Below are 19633 nucleotides of genomic sequence, written 5' to 3'. Positions count from 1 at the left end.
CGCGGTAGAGATGCTTCGGCAAGCTCAGCATGACGGGCTTTTTAACTCATAACTTTTAATTCATAATTCCTAACTACTTCAGGTAGTGAGCGCGCACCAGCTGCATGGCCGCTGCGGCGTTGGGGGTGCACACGCTGCAGGCGGTGCCCACGCCATTCACGGGGCCCTCGTACTCCCAGGTAAATGCCTTGGGGGCGGCCGTGGGCGAGGTGGCGACGCGCAGTTGGGTGCCGCTGGGGGTGAGGTAGAGCACGCGGCCGTTGGCGAACTGCACCTTGAAGCTGGGCTGGCCGCCCACGGTGGCGGGGCCAGCGTAGCGCAGGGTAGCGTCGCGGCGGTCGGCGCCGTAGCTGTACTGCATGGTGTAGCGCTGGCCGTCTTTTGTCCAAAAGCTGAAGTGCTCGTAGCTGGCCGTGCCAGGCCGGCCAAAAGCGTAGTTGGCCACGGTATTTTGGGCCTGGGCCGGGCGGGCGGCTAGCAGCGCCAGCAAAAAGACTAAGCAGTAGGGCAGCATAAGAAAGAGAGCCGCCTAGGGCGGCAGCGGTGCGCAAAGCTCCTACGCAGCTTTAAGGTAAAAAGCTGCTTTTAAGAACCCTAGGGCCCGTGTCTTGGACCGCGGCGCGGCGGCAAAAACGGAACGCTGCCTGGCGTCTTGCTGTTATAGCTACATCCAACCGCCCGGCGCGCAGCGTATAACCAGCGCCCAGTATTCTTTCTCTCAACGCACCATGACTAAGCTGTTAACGGCCGCCCTTGGCCTCGCCCTCCTGAGTTTTACTTCGTGCGGCTCGGAGCAGCCAGCCCAGGCTAAGGGCTTGGCCGCCGGCGACCCGCCCGCCAGCACCGCCGGCTTCGCGCCCAAAGACCTGACCGGCCTGGCCCAAGCCACCTTCGCGGGCGGCTGCTTCTGGGCGCAAGAAGAGGCCTTTGAGCAAATTAAGGGTGTGAAGCAGGTGGTGAGCGGCTACGCCGGCGGCACCGTGCCCAACCCCAGCTACGAGCAGGTGGCGGCTCAAAACACCGGCCACGCCGAAGCGGTGAACATCTACTACGACCCCAAGGTGGTGAGCTACCAGGAACTGGCCAACATCTTCTTCACGGCCAGCCACGACCCCACGCAGCTCAACCGCCAGGGCAACGACACCGGCCCCGAGTACCGCTCGGTAGCCTTTTACCGCACGCCCCAGGAAAAGCAGATTATCGAGCAAACCATTGCCAAGGTGAACGCCTCGAAAGAATACGATAGCAAAATCGTGACCCAGGTGACGCCCCTCACCAAGTTTTGGGATGCCGAGGAGTACCACCAGGGCTACTTCCGCCTGCACCCCGACAACCCCTACATCGAGGCCGTATCGGCCCATAAGGTGGAGCACGTGCGCAAGCTGTTTCCGCAAGATTTGAAAGCCAACCTACCGGTGCTGTAGCCCAATCGGCCTAGGCCCACCCACGCACAAAAAGCCCCGCCAGCTTGCGCTGGCGGGGCTTTTTGTGAAATTACCCCTGGCGCAGGCCCTAGGCGCGCACCCGGCTGCTGTCGCTGGCGGCCCAGCGGCGGGCCTCGTCGGCATCGGCAAAGTGTAGAGTATCGAAAGGAATGTGGGCCGTGGCCCGCTGCATGATGTTTTGGATGCCCATCTGGTTGAGGCCATCCTGCGACATAACAATGGCGAGGCGCTTCACTCCTAGCTTGGCAAACTCCGGAAACCACACCTGGTTAATCCAGTCTTGGTCGGCGGGGCGAATAGCGCGCAGCAGCGTGTTATTGGCGACGTAGCCCTGGATGCGCAGCGTCCGCATCTGCCGGAGCACCTCGGTGAGCGACGCGCGCAGCTGCTCCGAGTTCACAAAACCCAGCCATTCGGTTTCGAGGGTGGCATTTTTGGGGTCGTGGTGCAGCAGCAGAAAGTTGGTACGATAGATAACTGGCATAGAGGCTAAACGCAACTTTGGTAAACTAATAATTACGAACTATACAAATTTACGCCCTAGCATACGATGCCCCAAGCGCAAAGGATAGGCCTATATTGGCTGGCGCTTCTATTTTTCCACGATGCTGCAGTCCAAGCTTCCCGAGGTCGGGGTCAGTATTTTTTCGCAGATGACGGCCCTGGCGCAGCAAACGGGCGCGCTTAACTTAGCCCAGGGCTTTCCGGACTACGACCCGCCGCTGCTCCTGCGCGAGGCGCTGGCCCGCCACGCCCTAGCCCCTGGCAGCCACCAATACGCGCCCATGCCGGGGCTGCTGCGCCTGCGCCAGGCCATTGCCGCCCAGGTGGCCCGCCTGCTACCCGAGGCCCCCGCCCCCGATGCCGACCAGGAAATAACCATTCTGGCTGGGGCTACCGAAGGGCTCTACGCGGTGCTGGCCGCCGTGGTGCGCCCCGGCGATGAAGTCATTATCCTGGAGCCGGCCTACGACTTGTACGGGCCCGCCGTGCGGCTGCAGGGGGGCGTGCCGCGCTACGTGCGCCTGCCCGCGCCGCACTTCCAGCCCGACTGGGCGGCGGTGCGGGCGGCGTGCTCGGCGCGCACTAAGCTGCTCCTCATCAACACGCCGCACAATCCGAGCGGGGCCGTATTCACCGCCGCCGACTGGCAGGCCCTAGGGCAGCTAGCCGAGGACTACGACGCCCTAGTGCTGGCCGACGAGGTGTATGGCCCGCTGGTGTACGACGGGGTGGCGCCCGGCAGTGCTTGGCAGCACCCCGCCTTGCGGGCGCGCAGCTTCGTGCTGGCCTCGTTTGGCAAAACTTACCACGCCACCGGCTGGAAGGTGGGCTACTGCCTGGCGCCACCCGCCCTCACGACCCAGCTGCGGCGGGTGCACCAGTTCGTCACCTTCGCCGTGAGCACGCCCACCCAGCACGCCCTAGCCGATGCGTTAGAGGCTGACCCTACCGATGCGCACTGGCGCGGGCTGGCCACCTTTTACCAGGCCAAGCGCGACGCCTTCCGGACGGGGCTGGCGGGCAGCGCGTGGCAGCTGCTGCCGGTGCCGGGCGGCTATTTCCAGCTGGCGGGCTACGCGGCTTTTTCCGGGGCCGGTGACCTGGCATTTGCCCAGGAGCTGGCCCGCGCCTGGGGCGTGGCCGTGGTGCCCGTGTCGGCTTTTTACCACGACGGCTACGACCCCGGCCTAGTGCGCTTTTGCTTTGCCAAGGAGGCGGCTACGCTGGCGGCGGCCACGGCGCGGCTGCGGCGCCCGCCCGGCGCTGGCACCTAGCTGGGCGCGCGGCGGGGCCCTAGGGGCTTTTAGCCATCCTCAAGGAGCGCGCTGCTCACCGCTTGCCATCACTTAAGCCGCCCGGTGGTTCGCCTGGCCACCGCGCGGCAATAACCTTATCATTATCAACTATTTATTTATAGATGCCCTACTCACCAGCAGGTAGCATTATCGTGTAATTTATATCCTTTTCTTTGTACTTTTCCACCCTATGCAAGATTTAACGGTTTCGATAGTGCAGCCTACGCTGCACTGGCACCAGCCGGCCGCCAACCGGGCGTTGCTGGCCAGTTTGCTAGAATCGGCCCTCGACGGCTCGGGCCTCACGGACCTCATTGTGCTGCCCGAGATGTTTACCACGGGCTTTACCATGGAGGCCCACACCCAGGCCGAGCCCACCAACGGCCCTACCCTAGACTGGATGCGCGCGCAAGCCGCCCGGCACGGCGCCGTCGTAACGGGCAGCGTGCTGATACAGGAAAATAATAGCTTTTACAACCGCCTGCTGTGGGTGCGGCCCGATGGCAGCTATGCCAGCTACGACAAGCGCCACTTGTTTCGGTTGGCGGGTGAGCACCAGGTGTTTACGCCCGGCCGCCAGCGGCTGGTAGAGGAGTGGCGTGGCTGGCGCATTCTGCCCCTGGTGTGCTACGACCTGCGCTTTCCGGTGTGGAGCCGCAACGAAACCACCCAGCCCTACGACCTGCTGCTGTACGTGGCCAACTGGCCCCAATCCCGCATTGAGGCCTGGAACACCTTGCTGCAGGCTCGCGCCATCGAAAACGTGAGCTACGTGGTGGGCGTCAACCGCCTGGGCAACGATGGCCGCGGCCAGCCCCACTCCGGCCAGTCGGCCCTGCTCACCATGCAGGGCAATTACCTGGCCCAGGCCGGCAACCTGCAAACGGTGCTCACCCGCACTCTGCAGGCGAAGGCGCTCACCCAGTTCCGCCAGGAAATGCAGTTTCTGCTGGATGCCGACGATTTTTCGCTCTCTGCCACCTAGCCGGCCCCTAGGCCTTAGGGTGCGGCGCGGTAGCCAAGGCGCCGCCTGGCAACCTACAGCGAAGTTAGAGTCAGTGAACAGTAGGGGCGCGGCCCTAGGGCCTGGCTACTCGGCCACGGCTAGGCGCTGGGTGGTGCTGGTGCCATCGGCGGCGGTGGCCTGGGCCACGTAGAGGCCGGGCGCCAGGCCCGCCAGGTTGAGCTGGTGGGTGCGGGCCAGGGTGGCGTCGGCCAGCACCCGGCGGCCAGCCAAGTCGAAGAGCACCAGGCGGGTAGGCTGGGCGGTTTCGGCGGTGGCGGCGCGGGCGGCGGGGTTGGGATAGACGCTAAAGGCCAGGGCCGCGGCGGCGCCTGGCTGGGTGGCCAGCACCGCGCGGGGCCGCGGCAGGTAGCTCACCAAGCCGCCGGTTTCGGTACCCAGGTACAGCTCGGGCGTGCCATCCTGGTTGAGGTCGGCGGCGGTGGGAGCCATGTGCAAGGCGCTGTAAGTATGGCCAAGCACGGACGCCGTATACTGCCCGCTAAGCGCGTTATAGAACAGGTTATTGCTACCCGCAAAGCTGCCGCTTTGGCCGCGGAAATCCGCGTACAGGACAATGGCGCCGGTACCGTCGGCCGTTAACAGGTCGGGCTGGCCGTTGCCGTCGAAGTCGGCCACCGCTACGGCCAGGTTGGGGGGGCGGCTGCCGGCGGTGCGCAGCTGGCCGTAGTCGGCATCGGCCAGCACAAACAGGTTATCGAGGTTGCCTTGCCCCGCCGCGCCCCGGTTGCGGAAGTAGCGCAGGCTGCCCGCACCCGGCAACACATTGGTGCCGAGCAGTATATCCACGTAGCCGTCGCCGTCCACGTCGTAAAAGCAGGGCGTATCGTTTGGGGTGGCGGCCAGCGAGCCCGTGCCGCTGGCGTCCTTGAAGTAGCTGACCTGGCTAGGCGTGAAGCTGGCCGCCTGCCCGCGGCCGGCCGCGTTCAGCAGGTAGTACAGGCGGTTGGTGGTGCCGTCGTAGGCCGAGTATGTTAGGTCGAGGGTGCCGTCGCGGTTGAGGTCAACCAGGGCGGGGCGCAGGCTTTCGAAGCGGGCATTGGCCGCCACGGCGGCCGCGCCCAGGCCCAGGTAGTCGTCGCTCACCAGCCGGTACACAGGGCGGCGGGCGGTGCCCACGTTGCGGTAGTAGGATAGGCTGGCGCGGTAGTAGCCGTTCACCTGGTCGCCCTGGTTGCCGATGAGCATGTCGGGCAGCCCGTCGCCGTCGAGGTCGCCAAACGCCGCCATGGCGCCTTCGCTCACGTCGAGCATCTCGCTTTGCAGGAAGCTGCTGTTGGTCAGCGTATAGCTGGGGGTAGCGCTGGCGCTGGTGGCGGCGTTGTGGTACAGGCGCACGCACTGGCGCAAGCTTACCCGGTCGGCCGAGTTGTCCAGCATGTTGGGCGCAATCAGCAAATCGGGCACCCCGTCGAAGTCGGCGTCGAGCTGGTAGGGCGCCGGAAATACGGGCAGGTTGACCGGCGCGGCCGCTGACGGGAAGCTGCTGCTGGCCCCCGCCGGGGCGAGCAAGGCGTCGGTGCTGCTGGCCCCCGAGTTGAGCAGGCGGGTGAGGGTGGCGCAATTGTCGCGCCCGTCCAGCAAGTCGAGCTTGCCGTCGCCGTTGAGGTCCAGCAGCAGCACGTTGTGGCCCTGGCTGTGGTCGGTGCGGTAGGTGGCGCAGGGCGAGGTGTCGCCCACTAGCTGGTAGGAGTTGCAGCTGACGCAGGATACCTGCAGTTGCCCCCAGTAGGTGCTCACCCGGTTGAAGGTGCTGACGCCCCCGCAGGCATCGGGGCTGGCGTTGAGGTACAGCTCGAGCAGCGTCGAGCCGTAGAAGTCGTAGGTCAGAATATCGAGCTTGCCATCACCGTTCACGTCCTGAATGGCGGGCAGGTTGTAGGCCCCAATGTTGAGGTTGGCGGTGTAGCCATTGCCGGCCGGAAACGACAGCTCGCCGTTGGCCAGCACAAAGCTGGGCCGGCCGCTGGCATCGGCCGCGTTGCGAAACACCCGGATGTTGCCGCTGGTCCCGGCCGTAAATAAGTCGGGCCGCCCGTCGCAGTCGTAGTCGCGCAGCAGCGCCCAGCCCGTCATATCGGCCGGAAAAGCGGCGGCGTAGTCGGGGGCGTAGCGGTAGCGCCGGCCGCTGGGGGTGGCCACGCTCAGCCAGGTGTAGCTGCGGGCCGACTCGCGGTCGAAGGCGTAGAGGTCGGGCTGGCCGTCGCCGTCGAGGTCGAGGGCACTGAACTGCGGCGTGTTGAGGCCACCCACCCAGGCCTGGGCTAGCGTATCGGCGCCCTGCACCACCTGGGCCACGCTGCCAAACGCCAGCCCCACGCCTTGGGCCCGCGCGGGCCGGGCCACCCCCAGTGCCACCAGCACCCCTAGGGTCCCCCACCAAGTAAACCGTGTTCGCATCGAAGTAACGTAAAGAAAATGAGCCCCGGCTGCCTAACACCGCCGGCCGGGCCAAGGGTTGCAGCCGCCCGCCAAAAGCCGCTAAAAACTACGGCGGCGGGCGGCACAATTTGGTAACGGCCCCGGCCACCCGATTATTTTCGGCGGGCGGCCCTAGGGCCGGCGCGGGCCAAAAGGCGGGCCCGCCCCACCTTTGCGGGCGCGGCGGCCCTAGGCCGGGTTGCCCGCGCCGCCCCCTATGACTCTCTACGACCACTACCTCGCCGCCCAGGGCCAGGTCAGCACCGATTCGCGCCAGCCGCAGCTAGGCACCTTGTTTTTTGCCCTCAACGGGCCCAGCTTTCGGGGGGCTGCCTTTGCGCCGGGCGCGCTGGCCGCCGGCGCCCGCCACGCCGTGGTAGACGATGCCGCCCTGGCCGCCACCGACGCCGCCCGCTACACCTACGCCGCCGACCCGCTGGCCGCCCTGCAAGCCCTGGCCCAGGAGCACCGCCGCCACTTCCGGGGCCCGGTGCTGGCCGTGACGGGCTCGAACGGCAAAACCACCACCAAGGAGCTGCTCACGGCGGTGCTGGCCCAGAAGTACAACGTGCTGGCCACCAGCGGCAACCTCAACAACCACATCGGCGTGCCGCTCACCTTGCTGCGCCTGCGCCCCGAGCAGCACGAGCTGGCCGTGGTGGAGATGGGCGCCAACCACCGGGGCGAGATTGCCGCCTACTGCCAGTGGGCCGCCCCCACCCACGGCCTCATCACCAACATTGGCAAGGCGCACCTCGAAGGCTTTGGCGGCGAGGAAGGCATTGCCTTGGGCAAGGGCGAGCTGTTCGACTACCTGGCCGCGCACCAGGGTACCGCCTTCGTCAACACCCTCGATGCCAAGTTGCCCGCCCTGGCCGCTGCCGTGGCCTGGCGCATCAGCTACCCTGCCCCCTCTGACAGCTACGCCACCACCCTGCTCGGCGCCGACCCGGCCCTGCGCCTGCGCCTCTGGGATGGCACCGGCGTGGCGGCCCAACTCACGGGCGAATACAACTTCCCGAACATGGCCGCCGCCGCCGCCGCGGGCGCGCACTTTGGGGTGCCTACCACCCAGATAGCCGCCGCCCTAGGGGCTTACAACCCGCAAAACAACCGCTCGCAGCTGCTGCGCACCGTCCGCGGCAACGACCTCATCCTCGACGCCTACAACGCCAACCCCAGCAGCATGGCCGCCGCCCTGCGCAGCTTTGCCAGCCGGCCCACGGCCGCCGACCAAAGCCGCTGGGTTATCCTGGGCGACATGTTTGAGCTGGGCGACAGCGCTTTGGCCGAGCACCAGGCCCTAGGCGAGCTGCTGGCGGAGCTACAGCTACCCAACGCCCTGCTGGTGGGCCCGTTGCTGCAGGCCGCCGCGCAAACGCACCCCGCCGCCCATCATTTCGCCACCAAAGCCGAGGCCGCCGCCTGGCTGGCGGCGCACCCCCTAGCCGGGCAGCTGGTGCTGCTAAAAGGCAGCCGCGGCATGGGCCTGGAGTCGCTGCTAGACGTACTGTAATTCGTTAATAGCAGTGAGTTCAACCAAAAAAGGCCGTCATGCTGAGCCCCGCGAAGCATCTCTACCGGGTAACTAACCTCAAACGTTAGGTTTACTTACGCAGTAGAGATGCTTCGCGGGGCTCAGCATGACGGCCTTTTTTGGTTAACGTTAACCTTAACAACCACTAACGTCCTGCTTAAAACGGGCTATCGAATTCGGCCAGCGTGGGCAGAATGGCATCTTTGGGAGATATCAGCGCCTCGCTGGGCAGCTGCCAGTTGATGCCCAGGGCGGGGTCGTTCCACAGCAGGCCGCCCTCGGCGGCGGGCGCGTAGTAGTCGGTGCACTTGTAGAGAAACAGCGTGTTATCTTCCAGCGCCACGAAGCCGTGGGCGAAGCCGACGGGCACGAAAAAGACGTTGCCCAGCGCGGCGGTTAGCTCTACCGTAGCGTGTTGGCCGTAGGTAGGCGAGCCCGCCCGCAGGTCCACCACCACATCGAGGGCGCGGCCCTGAGCTACGCGCACCAGCTTAGCCTGGGCGTGGGGCGGGCACTGGAAGTGCAGCCCGCGCACGGTGCCGGCCTTCGAGCTGCTTTGGTTGTCCTGCACCCAGTCGAGGTGCGGCAGCCCCAGGCCTTCCATGGTGCGGGCGCTGAACGACTCGAAGAACGCGCCGCGGTCGTCGCCAAAAATGCGGGGCCGAAACTCCAGCAGACCCTCGATGGGGAACGTTGATACTTGCATATGGGAGGTAAAATTAAGGGCAGCTTGGACGCTGCGAGTTTGAGCGCGAGCGCCAGCGAGCATCCTCGCGGTAGCGTCGTCCGGTCTCGCCTGCTCGCTGCGCTCGCGCTCGGACTCGCAGCGTCCAAGCTAATTTTTGCCCGCCTCGGCTACGGCGGCCAGGTACTCGCGCAGCACCAGCTTTTCGTCAAACTTTTCGGCGGCCAGCTGGCGGCTAGCTTCGCCCATAGCAAGCAGGCGCTCGGGAGGCAGCTGCGCCATTTGCAGCAGCTTGGCGGCCAGGTCGTCGGCCGAGCGCACCTGGCAGAGGTAGCCGTTGCGGCCGTTTTGCACGGTTTCGCGGCAGCCGGGCACGTCGGTGGTTACCAGGGGCTTGCCGCAGGCCGCCGCTTCGAGCAGCGTTTTGGGGGTGCCCTCGCGGTAGCTGGGCAGCACCACGCAGTGCGCCCGGTGCAGGTGGGCGGCCACGTCGTCGCTGGTGCCCAGGTAGTCCACGTGGCCCTCGGCCAGCCACTGCTCGAAGGTGGCGCGCGGCACGCCCACGCCGCCGGCTTCGTCGAGGCCGCCCAGCAGCTGCAGGCGCACGCTGGCCGGGCCTAGGGCCTGCCGCACCTGCCGAGCCGCCTCGAAGTATTCCACTACGCCTTTTTCGTAGAGCACCCGCGCCACCATTAGGAAGGTGAAGGGCGTAGCTGGCGGCGCGGCAACGGGCTGAAACCGTGCTAAATCGACACCCGAGCCGGGCACCAAGCCCGTGAGCATGGGCTTCACCAAACCGTAGCGGATGAACAGCTCCCGGTCGTCATTATTCTGAAAAAAAACCTTGTAGGGAAACTGAAACGCGAAGCGGTACAGGCCCCGCGCCACCTTACTCACCAGGTTTTCGACGATGAACACCGTGCCCAGCCCACTCACGTTGTTGATGCACGGAATGCCCGCCAGCCGGGCCGCCAGCGTGCCGTAGATGTTGGGCTTGATGGTGAAGTGCAGCAGCACATCGGGCCGCTCACGCCGGTAAATGCGCAGAAAGCGGCGCGTGAGCTGGGCGTCTTTCACCGGGTTGGTGCCCTTGTTTTCCATCAGAATGGGCACGTAGCGGCAACCCAGCTCGCTTTCCAGTCGGCCCGAGTAGTCGTCGGGCGGGGCGATGGCCAGCACTTCGTGGCCGGCGGCTTGCAAGGCGCGCACCAGCCCGCGGCGAAAATTCCAGATGTTCCAGGAAGTATTAATGACGACGGCGACGCGCAAGCTGTAGATGAGTAAATGAGTAGATAAGTAAATCAGGCCTGTGGCGCTGAGCAGCAGGGCTAGCCTAACTCACTCATTTACGCACTTGCTCATTTACCATCGGCAAAGGTCGGGCGCCGGCGCGGAGCCGGGCGCAGCTTGGGTTACTTTCGGGAAAGTTTTTGCGTTGCTCCTTTATGCTTGCCTATTTTTTGCTGGTGCCGCTGCTGCTGGCGCCGCCCCGCCCAATCTCCGCTGGCCCGCCCGAATCGGGCCAGAAGCTCTTTAGCATCTACTGCGCCCGCTGCCACGGCAAGGATGGCCGCCTAGGCCTCAACGGCGCCCACGACCTAACCAAGAGCAACCTCAACGTGATAGGCCGCACCTATTTGGTAACGAACGGCATGGGCAAGATGCCTGCTTTCAAGAGTGAGCTAACGCCCGCCGAGGTGCAGCGCGTAGTGGAGTACTCCTTAACGCTGAAGTAAGGTATCGCTGTGCGCCACCCACTTTGCTTCGGCTTACTGGTAGTAGGTATGCTGGCCGCCTGCCCGGAAATTGGTTACCAGTAGTGGCGGCCGACAGCAGCTTCCGGGGCTACGTTCACGAAAGCCAGCTTTACCTCTTGGGAAACCTGAAGCTGGTTATCGAGTCGCATGGCACCAGCTTTGGGATTACCAGCGTGGCGCCTTACGACTAGTGCGGCTGGCTTATGCTTATTTATGCGGGCAGACAAGCACTAAAATATATTCTTCTGGGCGTGCAAGAACATAGTGGTTAAGTGCCAGAAAACTGGTTACTTAGCGGCCTCACCTTTTTTCTGCCGCTGTGAAACACTTACTCCTGCTAGGAGGCGCTGGCTTGGCCCTAGGGCTGGCCGCGCTTCCCCACCCCACCCTGGCCCAAAAGGCCGCGCCGCTGCCGGCGGGCGTTACGCAAGTAACTAGCGTCGAGGGCATTACCGAATACAAGCTAGCCAACGGGCTGCGCGTGCTGCTCTTCCCCGACCAAAGCAAGCCCACGGCCACCGTCAACATCACCTACCTGGTGGGCTCGCGGCTGGAGGGCTACGGCGAAAGCGGCATGGCCCACCTGCTGGAGCACATGGTGTTTAAGGGCTCGACCAAGCACCCCAACATCCCGCAGGAGCTGACCGAGCACGGCGCCAGCCCCAACGGCACCACCTGGCTCGACCGCACCAACTACTTCGAAACCTTCGCCGCCACGCCCGAGAACTTGAAGTGGGCCTTGAGCCTGGAGGCCGACCGCATGGTGAACTCCTTTATCGCCAAGAAGGACCTCGACAGCGAGTTCAGCGTGGTGCGCAACGAGTTTGAAAGCGGCGAAAACTCGCCCAGCCGGGTGCTGGAAGAGCGCGTGATGAGCAGCGCCTACCTGTGGCACAACTACGGCAAGAGCACCATCGGCTCAAAGGAAGACATTGAGCGCGTGCCGATTGACAACCTCAAGGCCTTCTACCAGAAGTACTACCAGCCCGACAACGCGGTGCTGCTGGTGGCCGGCAAGTTTGACCCCGCCCAGACCCTAGGGCTCATTCAGCAGGATTTTGGGCCCATCCCCAAGCCCACGCGGGTGCTGGCGCCCACCTACACCACCGAGCCTACCCAGGACGGCGAGCGCGCCGTGACCCTGCGCCGCCCCGGCGACACCCAGGGCCTGGCTATGGCCTACCACATTCCGGCCGGCACCAGCCCCGACTACCCGGCCGTGGATGCGCTGGTGGAAGTGCTGACCAACCGCCCCTCGGGCCGCCTCTACAAGGCGCTGATTGAAAGCAAGAAGGCCGCCAGCACCTGGGGCTACGCACCCGCCCTGCACGACCCCGGCTACGCCTACTTCTACGCCGACGTGCGCCAGAACCGCTCGCTCGACTCGGCCCGCACGGCTATGGCCGGCGCCCTCGACGCGGTGGGCACCACCCAGCCGCCCACGGCCGAGGAGGTGGCCCGCGCCCAAACCACGCTGCTCAAAAACGTGGAGCTGCTGTTTCAGAAAAGCGACGAGCTGGGCCTGACCCTGAGCGAGTACATTGCCACCGGCGACTGGCGCCTGGTGTTTCTATACCGCGACGCCCTGCGCAAGCTTACGCCGGCCGATGTGCAGCGCGTGGCCGCCGCCTACCTCAAGCCCAGCAACCGCACGGTGGGCGAGTTTATTCCCGACAATAAGCCCGACCGCAGCCTTATCGCGCCTGCGCCCGACGCGGCCAGCCTCGTGCAGGGCTACAAGGGCGACCCGCCTATTGCCATGGGCGAAGCCTTCGACGCCTCGCCGGCCAACATCGATACCCGCACCAAGCGCGGCGCGCTGAAGGACGGCCTCAAGTACGCCTTCTTGCAAAAGCAGAACCGCGCCAACGCCGTGAACGCCGAGCTAAAGCTGCGCTACGGCACGGAAGCGACGCTGACCAACAAGCTGGGCCTAGGGTCCGTGACGGCCAGCATGCTGCAGCGCGGCACCAAAACCCGCAGCTACGCCCAAATTCGCGACGCCTTCGACAAGGCCAAGGCGCAGGTGTACTTCTACGGCGGGGGCCAGTCGGCGGGCGTGGCCATCCAGACCGATAAGGCGCACTTGCCCGCGGTGATGGACGTGGTGCTGGACTGCCTGCGCAACCCCACCTTCCCGGCCGACGAGTTTGAGAAGCTGAAGCAGGAGCGCCTGGCCAGCCTAGAAGCCCAGAAGCAGGACCCACAGGCGCTGGCCTTCAACCTGGCGCGGCGCCTGAACGACCCCTGGCCCAAGGACAACATCATGGCCACGCCCTCCTTCGACGAGCAGATTGCCGGCCTCAAGGCCATGACGGTAAACGACGTGCGCGCCTTCTACAAGCAGTTTTACGGCGCCCAGAATGCCACGCTGGCCGTGGTGGGCACCTTCGACGAGCCGGCCCTGCGCCAGCGGGTAGACAAGCAGCTGGGCTCGTGGAAAGCCGCCACCCCCTACGCCCGCATCTCGCAGCGCATCTTCCCCGGCACTGCCCAAAGCCAGAGCCTGCAAACCAACGACAAGGCCAACGCCATGTTCGTGACCATGCTCAAGTACCCGCTGCGCGACGACTCGCCCGACTACCCGGCCGTGTACATGGCCAACTACATCCTGGGCGACGGTTTCCTGAACTCGCGCCTGGCCACCCGCATCCGCCAGAAGGAGGGCGTGAGCTACGGCGTGGGCTCGTGGGTGTCGGCCGACGACAACGACGAAGTGGGCACCTTCAACTCCTACGCCATTTATAACCCTGACAACTCGGCCCGCCTCGAAGCCGCCTACCGCGAGGAAATGGAGCGCTTGGCCAAGGACGGCGTGACGGCCGACGAGCTGAAAGCCGCCAAGTCGGCCGCCCTGCAAGCCTTCCAGGTGCAGCGCGCCGACGACCGCAACGTGGCCAGCACCTGGACCCAGTACCTGACCAACGGCAAGAACCGCACCTATGCCTACGACGCCGAGCTGGAGCAGCGCATCAGCGCCCTCACGCCCGAGCAAGTGAGTGCCGCCGCCAAGAAGTACCTGGACTACAAGAACCTGGTGATTGTGAAAGCCGGCGACTTCGCCCGCAAGCCGGCCCCGACCAAGCCGCAGCCTTAGGGGTAGCCAGGAGCGGCAAAAAAATAAATAGACGGTCATGCTGAGCGAAGTCGAAGCATCTCTACCACATAAGTACCAATCGTTAAGATTACTTACGCGGTAGAGATGCTTCGACTTCGCTCAGCATGACCGTCTTGTTTTTTTCTTCTTTAATAAAGAGTTGTTACCGATTAGATTCCAGAAAAATATCCGCCCATTGCAGCCCTAGGCCCGGCAGCAGCGGGGAGGGCACTGGGCCCGGCTCGCCGTATTCGCCGGCCAAGCGGTAGCGGCCAGTGGCGGCGTCGCGCACAAATACCGTAATGTCTTGCTCCATGGGGGCCACAATCCAGTATTCGCCCACACCGGCTTCCTCGTAGAGGTCGTATTTACCCTTCCAGTCGCGGGCCGCCGTGCCGGGCGAGAGGACTTCCACTATCAGGTCGGGCGCCCCTAGGCAGCCGCGCGGCTCGATTTTGCGCGGGTCGCAGATAACGCAGATATCGGGCTGCACCACCGTATGGATGGTTTCCGCCTCGGCCGCGCGGCCCGGCTGGGGCAGGCGCACGTCGTAGGGAGCTACCCGCACCTGGCAGGGCTTGCCCAGCAAATGACCATAGAACTTATAATTCAATGCTCCCACGATGGCTTGGTGCAAGTCGGTGGGCGCGCTCATGCGGCGCATGATTTTACCGCGCCACAGCTCCACCAACTCCTGAAACTGCCAGCTCAAGTAATCGGCGTAGGAGTAAGTGCCGGCGGGGTCGAGGTCGGCCAGCGAGGTAACGGGGGCAGTAGTCGTCATGAGGTAAAAATACGGCTTGGCACTACCACTCAACGTTTCTACCGTACTTGGTGTTAACCTAGCTAGCGGCCAACTCCGCTACTACTACCCTATGGCCAAAAAAGAAGGCAACCGCAGCGGCACCCGCCACATTGGCGCTACCGATAGCACCCCGGCCCGCCGCGACGCCAAAACACCCCAGCACCTGCTGAAAGTAAAAACCCACGCCACCGCTAAGGAGCGCGAGACCGCCGTGCTGGTGAGCGTGCCCCCGCGCCGCCAAAGCGACCTACAAACCACCGAATACCTCGACGAGCTGGCGTTTCTGATTGAAACGGCCGGCGCCGAAGCTACCAAACGCTTCGTGCAGAAGCTAGAAAAGCCCGACATCCGCAGCTATGTGGGCGAGGGCAAGCTGGCCGAAATCAAGGCCTGGGTGCAGCACGAGAAATCGAGCATGGTAGTGTTCGACGACGACCTCTCGCCCTCGCAGCTGCGCAACCTGGAGGCCGAGCTAAAGGTCAAGATTGTGGACCGCTCGCTGCTAATTCTGGATATTTTCGCGTTGCGCGCCAAGTCGGCCACCGCCCGCACCCAGGTCGAGCTGGCGCAGTATCAGTACCTGCTGCCGCGCCTGACGGGCCTCTGGACCCACTTGGACAAGCAGCGCGGCGGCGTGGGCATGAAGGGCCCCGGCGAAACCGAGATTGAAACCGACCGCCGCGTGGTGCGCGACCGCATCGCGTTTCTCAAGGAGAAGCTCGAAGACCTGGACAAGCAGGCCCATACCCAGCGCAAGACGCGCACCAACACCATTCGAGTGGCGCTGGTGGGCTACACCAACGTGGGCAAGAGCACCATCATGAACCTGCTGGGCAAAGCCGAGGTCTTTGCCGAAAACAAGCTGTTTGCCACCGTGGACGCTACCACCCGCAAAGTGGTGCTCGACAACCACGTACCCTTCCTGTTAAGCGACACCGTTGGGTTCATTCGCAAGCTGCCCACCAAGCTCATCGAGAGCTTTAAAAGCACCCTGGACGAAATACGCGAGGCCGACTTACTGATGCACGTCGTGGATATTTCGCACCCGGCCTTCGAGGAGCACATGGAAGTGGTGAACGAAACCCTGCGCGAGATTGGCGCTTCCGACAAGCCTAGCATCTTGGTATTTAACAAGATAGACCAGTACCAGGCGGAAGAAACCCAGCCCGCGCCGGCCCTGGCCCTGGCGGGTGCCGACGAGGACGACGACTTCCCAGTTGATTTTGCCGAGCCCGCCGCCCGCCCACCGTTGGCCGAGCTAGAAGCCTCCTACATGGCCCGCCTGCACGACCCGGTGGTATTTATTTCGGCCCAGCAAAAGGAGAACATCGACGCCCTGCGCGAGCTGCTGGGCCGCAAGGTGGCCGAGCTGTACCACGCCCGCTACCCCTACGCCCACCCCGGCGAAAGCTGGGCAACGCCGAGTGAGTAGCCTAGGGGTGCTTGAGCGGAAAAGTAAAAAAAGGCGGTCATGCTGAGCTTGTCGAAGCATCTCTACCGCGTAAGTAAACCTAGCGTTTGAGGTTAGCTACGCGGTAGAGATGCTTCGACAAGCTCAGCATGACCGCCTTTTTTATTGAGGCAGCCCCTAGGCCTGCTCGGCCCGCTGCTTCAGATACTCCAGCCAGCGGGCGTTGCCTTTATCTAGGGCGGGCTGCAGGATAGGCTGCAGTAGGCTTACCAGCCAGCCCTCCATGCTTTCTTCGGCGGTTACTTCGGTGTAGCCATCGCGGCTGGCGAACTGCCAGTTGTGCACTGTGAAGGCGCCAAAAGCTGTGCCCGACCAGCCGAAGCGGGCGCCGGACTCGACGGTGTGCAGCGTGGAGTGAATGGGCAGGTAGCCGCTGGCGCTCCAATTGAAGCGGGCGCCATCTTGCGCGGGGCCGGGCAGGTGGGCGTAGGCGATGTCGGGCTGCCAGGCGGGCCAGCTGTTTACCTCGCTCAGCACCTGCCAGGCCCGCTCGGCGGGTGCCTGCACGCGGATGGTGTGCTTGCTGCGCACGGGCGCAGTGGGATTGAGCTGGGAAGTAGGCGCCTGGCGGCGGGTTCTTTCGAGTAGCACCACGCCGGCCACCGCGCCGAGCAGCAGGCTACCGTAGGTAAGCAAACGCTTGTTCATATGAAAGCTGGGAAAAGTCGGGGGAAGTATGGAGGTGCATACGGTAAATCGGCGGCTTGGCTGCCCTAGGGCCCCGGCGGCCAGCTAGCGGGCGCCGGGGCCCTAGGGCAGCCATAGTCCGTGCCGCTGGCCCGAACTTGCCGCCTCACTCGCCTCTGCCCTGCTTGCATACCCTCGCCCAGCTCCGCGCCGGCCACTTGGCCGGCACCACCCGCCTCGACTTGTCGGCGGGCCTCACCGAGTTTCCGCCCGAAATTTTTGACCTCGCCGACTCGCTCGAAATTCTGAACCTCTCGGGCAACGCCCTGCGCAGCCTGCCCGCAGACTTGCCGCGCCTGCACCGCCTGCAAGTCATCTTCTGCTCCGACAACCAGTTTACCGAGCTGCCCGCCGTGCTGGGCGAGTGCCCCAACCTAACTATGATTGGCTTCAAGGCCAACCAGCTACGCACCGTGCCGCCCGCTGCCCTACCGCCACGCCTGCGCTGGCTCATCCTCACCGATAATGAGCTGTCGGAGCTGCCCGCCGAAATCGGCAACTGCCCCGACTTGCAGAAGCTAATGCTGGCCGGCAACCGCCTGCGCCAGCTACCGCCCAGCCTGGCCCGCTGCCAGCGCCTGGAGCTGCTGCGCCTGGCCGCCAACCGCTTTGAGGCGCTGCCCGCGTGGCTGCTAGCCCAGCCGCGCCTGGCGTGGCTGGCCTACGCCGGCAACCCCCTAGGGGCGGCGGCCGAGGCGGCCGCCGTGGCTCGGCACCCGGTAGCCCCCATTGCCTGGGGCAGCCTCACGCTGGAGCAGCGCCTGGGCGAAGGCGCCTCGGGCGTTATTTACCGAGCGGCGTGGCACCGGGGCGCGGCCGTACCTACCGAGGTGGCCGTCAAGCTATTTAAAGGGGCCGTAACCAGCGACGGACTGCCGCACAGCGAGATGCTGGCCTGCCGCTGCGCCGGGCCCCACCCCCACCTGGTGCCCGTGCGCGGGCAGGTGGTGGGCCACCCCACCGGCGCCGAGGCACTGGTGCTAGACCTCATCGACCCCGCCTTTACCATTCTGGCCGGGCCACCCAGCCTGGCCAGTTGCACCCGCGACGTGTACGCGCCGAGCACCGCTTTGGCGCCTGCGGCGGCCCTAGGGCTGGCCCTGGGTGTGGCCCAAGCCGCCGCGCACCTGCACGCGCAGAATATTCTGCACGGCGACCTGTACGCCCACAATATTTTGTACACGCCCGGCGGCGAGGCCCTGTTGAGCGATTTTGGTGCGGCCGCTTTTTTCGACCCGGCCGCGCCCGAAAGCCTGGCTTTGCAGCAGCTCGAAACCCGCGCCCTAGGCTGCCTGCTCGAAGAGTTGCTGACCCATTGCCCGGCGGCCCCGGCCAGCCTGCGCCAGCCCTGGCAAGCGCTGATTAACAGCTGCTTGCAGCCAGCGGTGGCCAGCCGCCCCCTGGCGGCGGCCGTGAGCCAGCGCCTCGCGGAGCTGGCCCGGCTGGCGGCCAACTAAAGCGGTCGCCGTCGTGGTGGCTACTGCTTGCGGCAGTGGGCAAAACCACCGCGGCGGACAGCGGGAGAAAATAATTAATCAACTTTTCATAAATTTTTCGGGCCGTAACTTCGTTTAGCAGCTACCGCGCTGGGCGGGGCCCCCTGGGCCAGCCACCGGCGGCCTGTTTCACCAACGCCCGACTCCTTGCCTTCTCCAACCGCTGCCGCTTCTTCTCAACTGGTTGTTTCTCAAGAATCTGTTCATCAACGCGGGCCGAGCATTCGTCGTACAGGCGGTATGCTCCGCCCGCGTCCTCGTTTAGCTTCCCCTGCGTTATCCTTGCTGCTGGCCAGTGCCCTAGGGCTGGGCTTAGCCGCCTGCACGGCCAAGGCCGAAAAAGATAATTCGAAAGCCGAGGCCCCGCCCACCCTGCCGGTACTCACGCTGACGACTTCGGAGCAGGAGCTTTTTCACGATTACGTGGCTGATATCCAAGCCATTCGCAACGTGGAGGTGCGGGCCCAGGTACCGGGTTTTCTGGAGAAGATTCTGGTGGACGAGGGCAAGCCCGTGAAGAAGGGGCAGCCCATGTTTCAGCTCAATACTGAGCTGTTTCGGCACGACTTGCTGCAGGCCCAGGCAGCCGTGGCCAGCGCCGAAGCCAAGGCCACCGAGGCCCGCGTGGAGCGCGGCCGGGTGCAGCTGCTGGTGAGCAAAAACGTGATTGCCAAAAGCGAGCTGACGCTGGCCGAAAGCAAGGTGCGCGACGCCGACGCCCACGTGGCCGATGCCCGCGCCAGCGTGGCCGACGCCCGCACTCAGCTGAGCTACACGCTGATACGCGCGCCCTTCGACGGCATCACCGACCGCATTCCGCTCAAGATGGGCAGCGTGGTGGACAAGGGCACGCTGCTCACCACCGTATCGGACCTGCACCAGGTATACGCCTACTTCGACATTGGCGAAGGCGAATACCTGGCCCTGCGCCGCGCCCGCGAGCTACACCCCGAGCTGCACCCCGACTCAGTAGACTTGACGATGGCCGACGGTTCGCGCTACCCGCTGGCCGGCCGCATCGAAACCAGCGAAAGCCAGATTGACCCCAGCACCGGCTCGCTGGCTATTCGGGCGCGCTTCGCTAACCCCGACCGCCTGCTCAAGCACGGCAGCACCGGCAAGGTGCGCCTCACCACCACCCTGCCCAAGGCCCTGATGGTGCCGCAGCGCGCCGCCTTCGAACTGCAGGATAAAAACTACGTGTACGTGGTTGACCAGTCGGGCACGGTGCACTCGCGCAGCTTCAAGCCGCAAACGCGCATCGGGCCATTTTACGTAGTGAAGGATGGCCTTAAGCCAGGCGAGCGCGTGGTGTACGAAGGCACCCAGGAGCTGCGCGACGGCCAGCGTATTCAACCCAAAACCGTGCAGATGGATTCGCTGCTGGCCGACGGGGAGTAGGCTCTCAC

Annotated in this window: 17 protein-coding genes; 10 read left to right on the top strand and 7 right to left on the bottom strand. The window is 64.7% G+C overall.

What is annotated here, in order from left to right; all coding sequences use genetic code 11:
* Positions 1–73: 73 nt before the first annotated feature.
* The gene (locus tag HHL22_RS10965; RefSeq protein ID WP_169531236.1) at positions 74–514 is read right to left on the bottom strand and encodes a hypothetical protein; all 441 of its coding nucleotides are present in this window, start codon (positions 512–514) and stop codon (positions 74–76) included.
* Between the two features lie 214 nt (positions 515–728).
* Between HHL22_RS10965 and msrA the strand changes: the two genes are divergently transcribed.
* Positions 729–1424 carry a peptide-methionine (S)-S-oxide reductase MsrA gene (gene msrA / locus HHL22_RS10960; RefSeq protein WP_169531234.1) on the top strand — a complete coding sequence of 232 codons (696 nt, stop codon included), beginning with the start codon at positions 729–731 and terminating at the stop codon, positions 1422–1424.
* An 88-nt stretch (positions 1425–1512) separates the two neighbouring features.
* Here msrA and HHL22_RS10955 read toward each other — a convergent pair whose 3' ends face one another.
* A complete protein-coding gene (locus HHL22_RS10955; RefSeq protein ID WP_169531232.1) occupies positions 1513–1929 on the bottom strand; it encodes a hypothetical protein in 417 nt (138 codons plus the stop codon).
* A 121-nt stretch (positions 1930–2050) separates the two neighbouring features.
* On the opposite strand from HHL22_RS10955, the gene HHL22_RS10950 reads away from it, so the two are divergent.
* Complete coding sequence (locus HHL22_RS10950) at positions 2051–3223, top strand: methionine aminotransferase (protein ID WP_169531230.1); 1173 nt, start codon at positions 2051–2053, stop codon at positions 3221–3223.
* A gap of 211 nt (positions 3224–3434) precedes the next feature.
* Entirely contained in the window at positions 3435–4229 is a 795-nt protein-coding gene (locus HHL22_RS10945; RefSeq protein ID WP_169531229.1) for an amidohydrolase, read from the top strand.
* A 105-nt stretch (positions 4230–4334) separates the two neighbouring features.
* Here the strand turns inward: HHL22_RS10945 and HHL22_RS10940 are convergent, their stop codons facing one another.
* Complete coding sequence (locus HHL22_RS10940) at positions 4335–6668, bottom strand: T9SS type A sorting domain-containing protein (RefSeq protein ID WP_169531228.1); 2334 nt, start codon at positions 6666–6668, stop codon at positions 4335–4337.
* Positions 6669–6906: 238 nt separating this feature from the next.
* On the opposite strand from HHL22_RS10940, the gene HHL22_RS10935 reads away from it, so the two are divergent.
* The gene (locus tag HHL22_RS10935) at positions 6907–8205 is read left to right on the top strand and encodes a UDP-N-acetylmuramoyl-tripeptide--D-alanyl-D-alanine ligase (RefSeq protein ID WP_169531227.1); all 1299 of its coding nucleotides are present in this window, start codon (positions 6907–6909) and stop codon (positions 8203–8205) included.
* Between the two features lie 178 nt (positions 8206–8383).
* On the opposite strand, the gene rfbC is transcribed toward HHL22_RS10935, so the two are convergent.
* Positions 8384–8932 carry a dTDP-4-dehydrorhamnose 3,5-epimerase gene (rfbC, locus tag HHL22_RS10930; protein WP_169531226.1) on the bottom strand — a complete coding sequence of 183 codons (549 nt, stop codon included), beginning with the start codon at positions 8930–8932 and terminating at the stop codon, positions 8384–8386.
* Positions 8933–9061: 129 nt separating this feature from the next.
* A complete protein-coding gene (locus tag HHL22_RS10925; RefSeq protein WP_169531225.1) occupies positions 9062–10180 on the bottom strand; it encodes a glycosyltransferase family 4 protein in 1119 nt (372 codons plus the stop codon).
* Between the two features lie 176 nt (positions 10181–10356).
* Here HHL22_RS10925 and HHL22_RS10920 point away from each other — a divergent pair, with 176 nt between their 5' ends.
* The 3 genes from HHL22_RS10920 (at position 10357) to HHL22_RS10915 (ending at position 13765) form a co-directional block, all read left to right on the top strand.
* Positions 10357–10647 carry a c-type cytochrome gene (locus HHL22_RS10920; RefSeq protein ID WP_169531224.1) on the top strand — a complete coding sequence of 97 codons (291 nt, stop codon included), beginning with the start codon at positions 10357–10359 and terminating at the stop codon, positions 10645–10647.
* Positions 10648–10730: 83 nt separating this feature from the next.
* Positions 10731–10859 (top strand): hypothetical protein, encoded by a 129-nt coding sequence (locus HHL22_RS24240; protein WP_262888378.1) that lies wholly within the window; start codon positions 10731–10733, stop codon positions 10857–10859.
* Positions 10860–10987: 128 nt separating this feature from the next.
* Complete coding sequence (locus tag HHL22_RS10915) at positions 10988–13765, top strand: M16 family metallopeptidase (protein WP_169531223.1); 2778 nt, start codon at positions 10988–10990, stop codon at positions 13763–13765.
* 163 nt (positions 13766–13928) lie between these two features.
* Here the strand turns inward: HHL22_RS10915 and HHL22_RS10910 are convergent, their stop codons facing one another.
* Positions 13929–14549, bottom strand: coding sequence for a Uma2 family endonuclease (locus HHL22_RS10910; protein ID WP_169531222.1), 621 nt, complete (start codon positions 14547–14549; stop codon positions 13929–13931).
* Positions 14550–14640: 91 nt separating this feature from the next.
* On the opposite strand from HHL22_RS10910, the gene hflX reads away from it, so the two are divergent.
* Complete coding sequence (gene hflX / locus HHL22_RS10905; RefSeq protein ID WP_169531220.1) at positions 14641–16002, top strand: GTPase HflX; 1362 nt, start codon at positions 14641–14643, stop codon at positions 16000–16002.
* Positions 16003–16158: 156 nt separating this feature from the next.
* Here the strand turns inward: hflX and HHL22_RS10900 are convergent, their stop codons facing one another.
* Positions 16159–16689: an SRPBCC family protein gene (locus tag HHL22_RS10900; protein ID WP_169531218.1), complete on the bottom strand. Its 531-nt coding sequence runs from the start codon at positions 16687–16689 to the stop codon at positions 16159–16161.
* A 164-nt stretch (positions 16690–16853) separates the two neighbouring features.
* Here HHL22_RS10900 and HHL22_RS10895 point away from each other — a divergent pair, with 164 nt between their 5' ends.
* Positions 16854–18185 (top strand): leucine-rich repeat-containing protein kinase family protein, encoded by a 1332-nt coding sequence (locus tag HHL22_RS10895; protein ID WP_169531217.1) that lies wholly within the window; start codon positions 16854–16856, stop codon positions 18183–18185.
* Positions 18186–18506: 321 nt separating this feature from the next.
* Positions 18507–19625: an efflux RND transporter periplasmic adaptor subunit gene (locus HHL22_RS10890; RefSeq protein ID WP_241738083.1), complete on the top strand. Its 1119-nt coding sequence runs from the start codon at positions 18507–18509 to the stop codon at positions 19623–19625.
* Positions 19626–19633 lie beyond the last annotated feature (8 nt).

This window comes from Hymenobacter polaris, from assembly GCF_012927305.1.
GTDB lineage: Bacteria > Bacteroidota > Bacteroidia > Cytophagales > Hymenobacteraceae > Hymenobacter > Hymenobacter polaris.
This window is presented reverse-complemented; position numbering and strand designations above follow the sequence as displayed.

Bases quoted from the DNA above. Each gene is read 5' to 3' on its own strand.
- HHL22_RS10965 (WP_169531236.1), bottom strand. From the start codon at position 514: ATGCTGCCCTACTGCTTAGTCTTTTTGCTGGCGCTGCTAGCCGCCCGC.
- msrA (WP_169531234.1), top strand. From the start codon at position 729: ATGACTAAGCTGTTAACGGCCGCCCTTGGCCTCGCCCTCCTGAGTTTT.
- HHL22_RS10955 (WP_169531232.1), bottom strand. From the start codon at position 1,929: ATGCCAGTTATCTATCGTACCAACTTTCTGCTGCTGCACCACGACCCC.
- HHL22_RS10950 (WP_169531230.1), top strand. From the start codon at position 2,051: ATGCTGCAGTCCAAGCTTCCCGAGGTCGGGGTCAGTATTTTTTCGCAG.
- HHL22_RS10945 (WP_169531229.1), top strand. From the start codon at position 3,435: ATGCAAGATTTAACGGTTTCGATAGTGCAGCCTACGCTGCACTGGCAC.
- HHL22_RS10940 (WP_169531228.1), bottom strand. From the start codon at position 6,668: ATGCGAACACGGTTTACTTGGTGGGGGACCCTAGGGGTGCTGGTGGCA.
- HHL22_RS10935 (WP_169531227.1), top strand. From the start codon at position 6,907: ATGACTCTCTACGACCACTACCTCGCCGCCCAGGGCCAGGTCAGCACC.
- rfbC (WP_169531226.1), bottom strand. From the start codon at position 8,932: ATGCAAGTATCAACGTTCCCCATCGAGGGTCTGCTGGAGTTTCGGCCC.
- HHL22_RS10920 (WP_169531224.1), top strand. From the start codon at position 10,357: ATGCTTGCCTATTTTTTGCTGGTGCCGCTGCTGCTGGCGCCGCCCCGC.
- HHL22_RS10910 (WP_169531222.1), bottom strand. From the start codon at position 14,549: ATGACGACTACTGCCCCCGTTACCTCGCTGGCCGACCTCGACCCCGCC.
- hflX (WP_169531220.1), top strand. From the start codon at position 14,641: ATGGCCAAAAAAGAAGGCAACCGCAGCGGCACCCGCCACATTGGCGCT.
- HHL22_RS10900 (WP_169531218.1), bottom strand. From the start codon at position 16,689: ATGAACAAGCGTTTGCTTACCTACGGTAGCCTGCTGCTCGGCGCGGTG.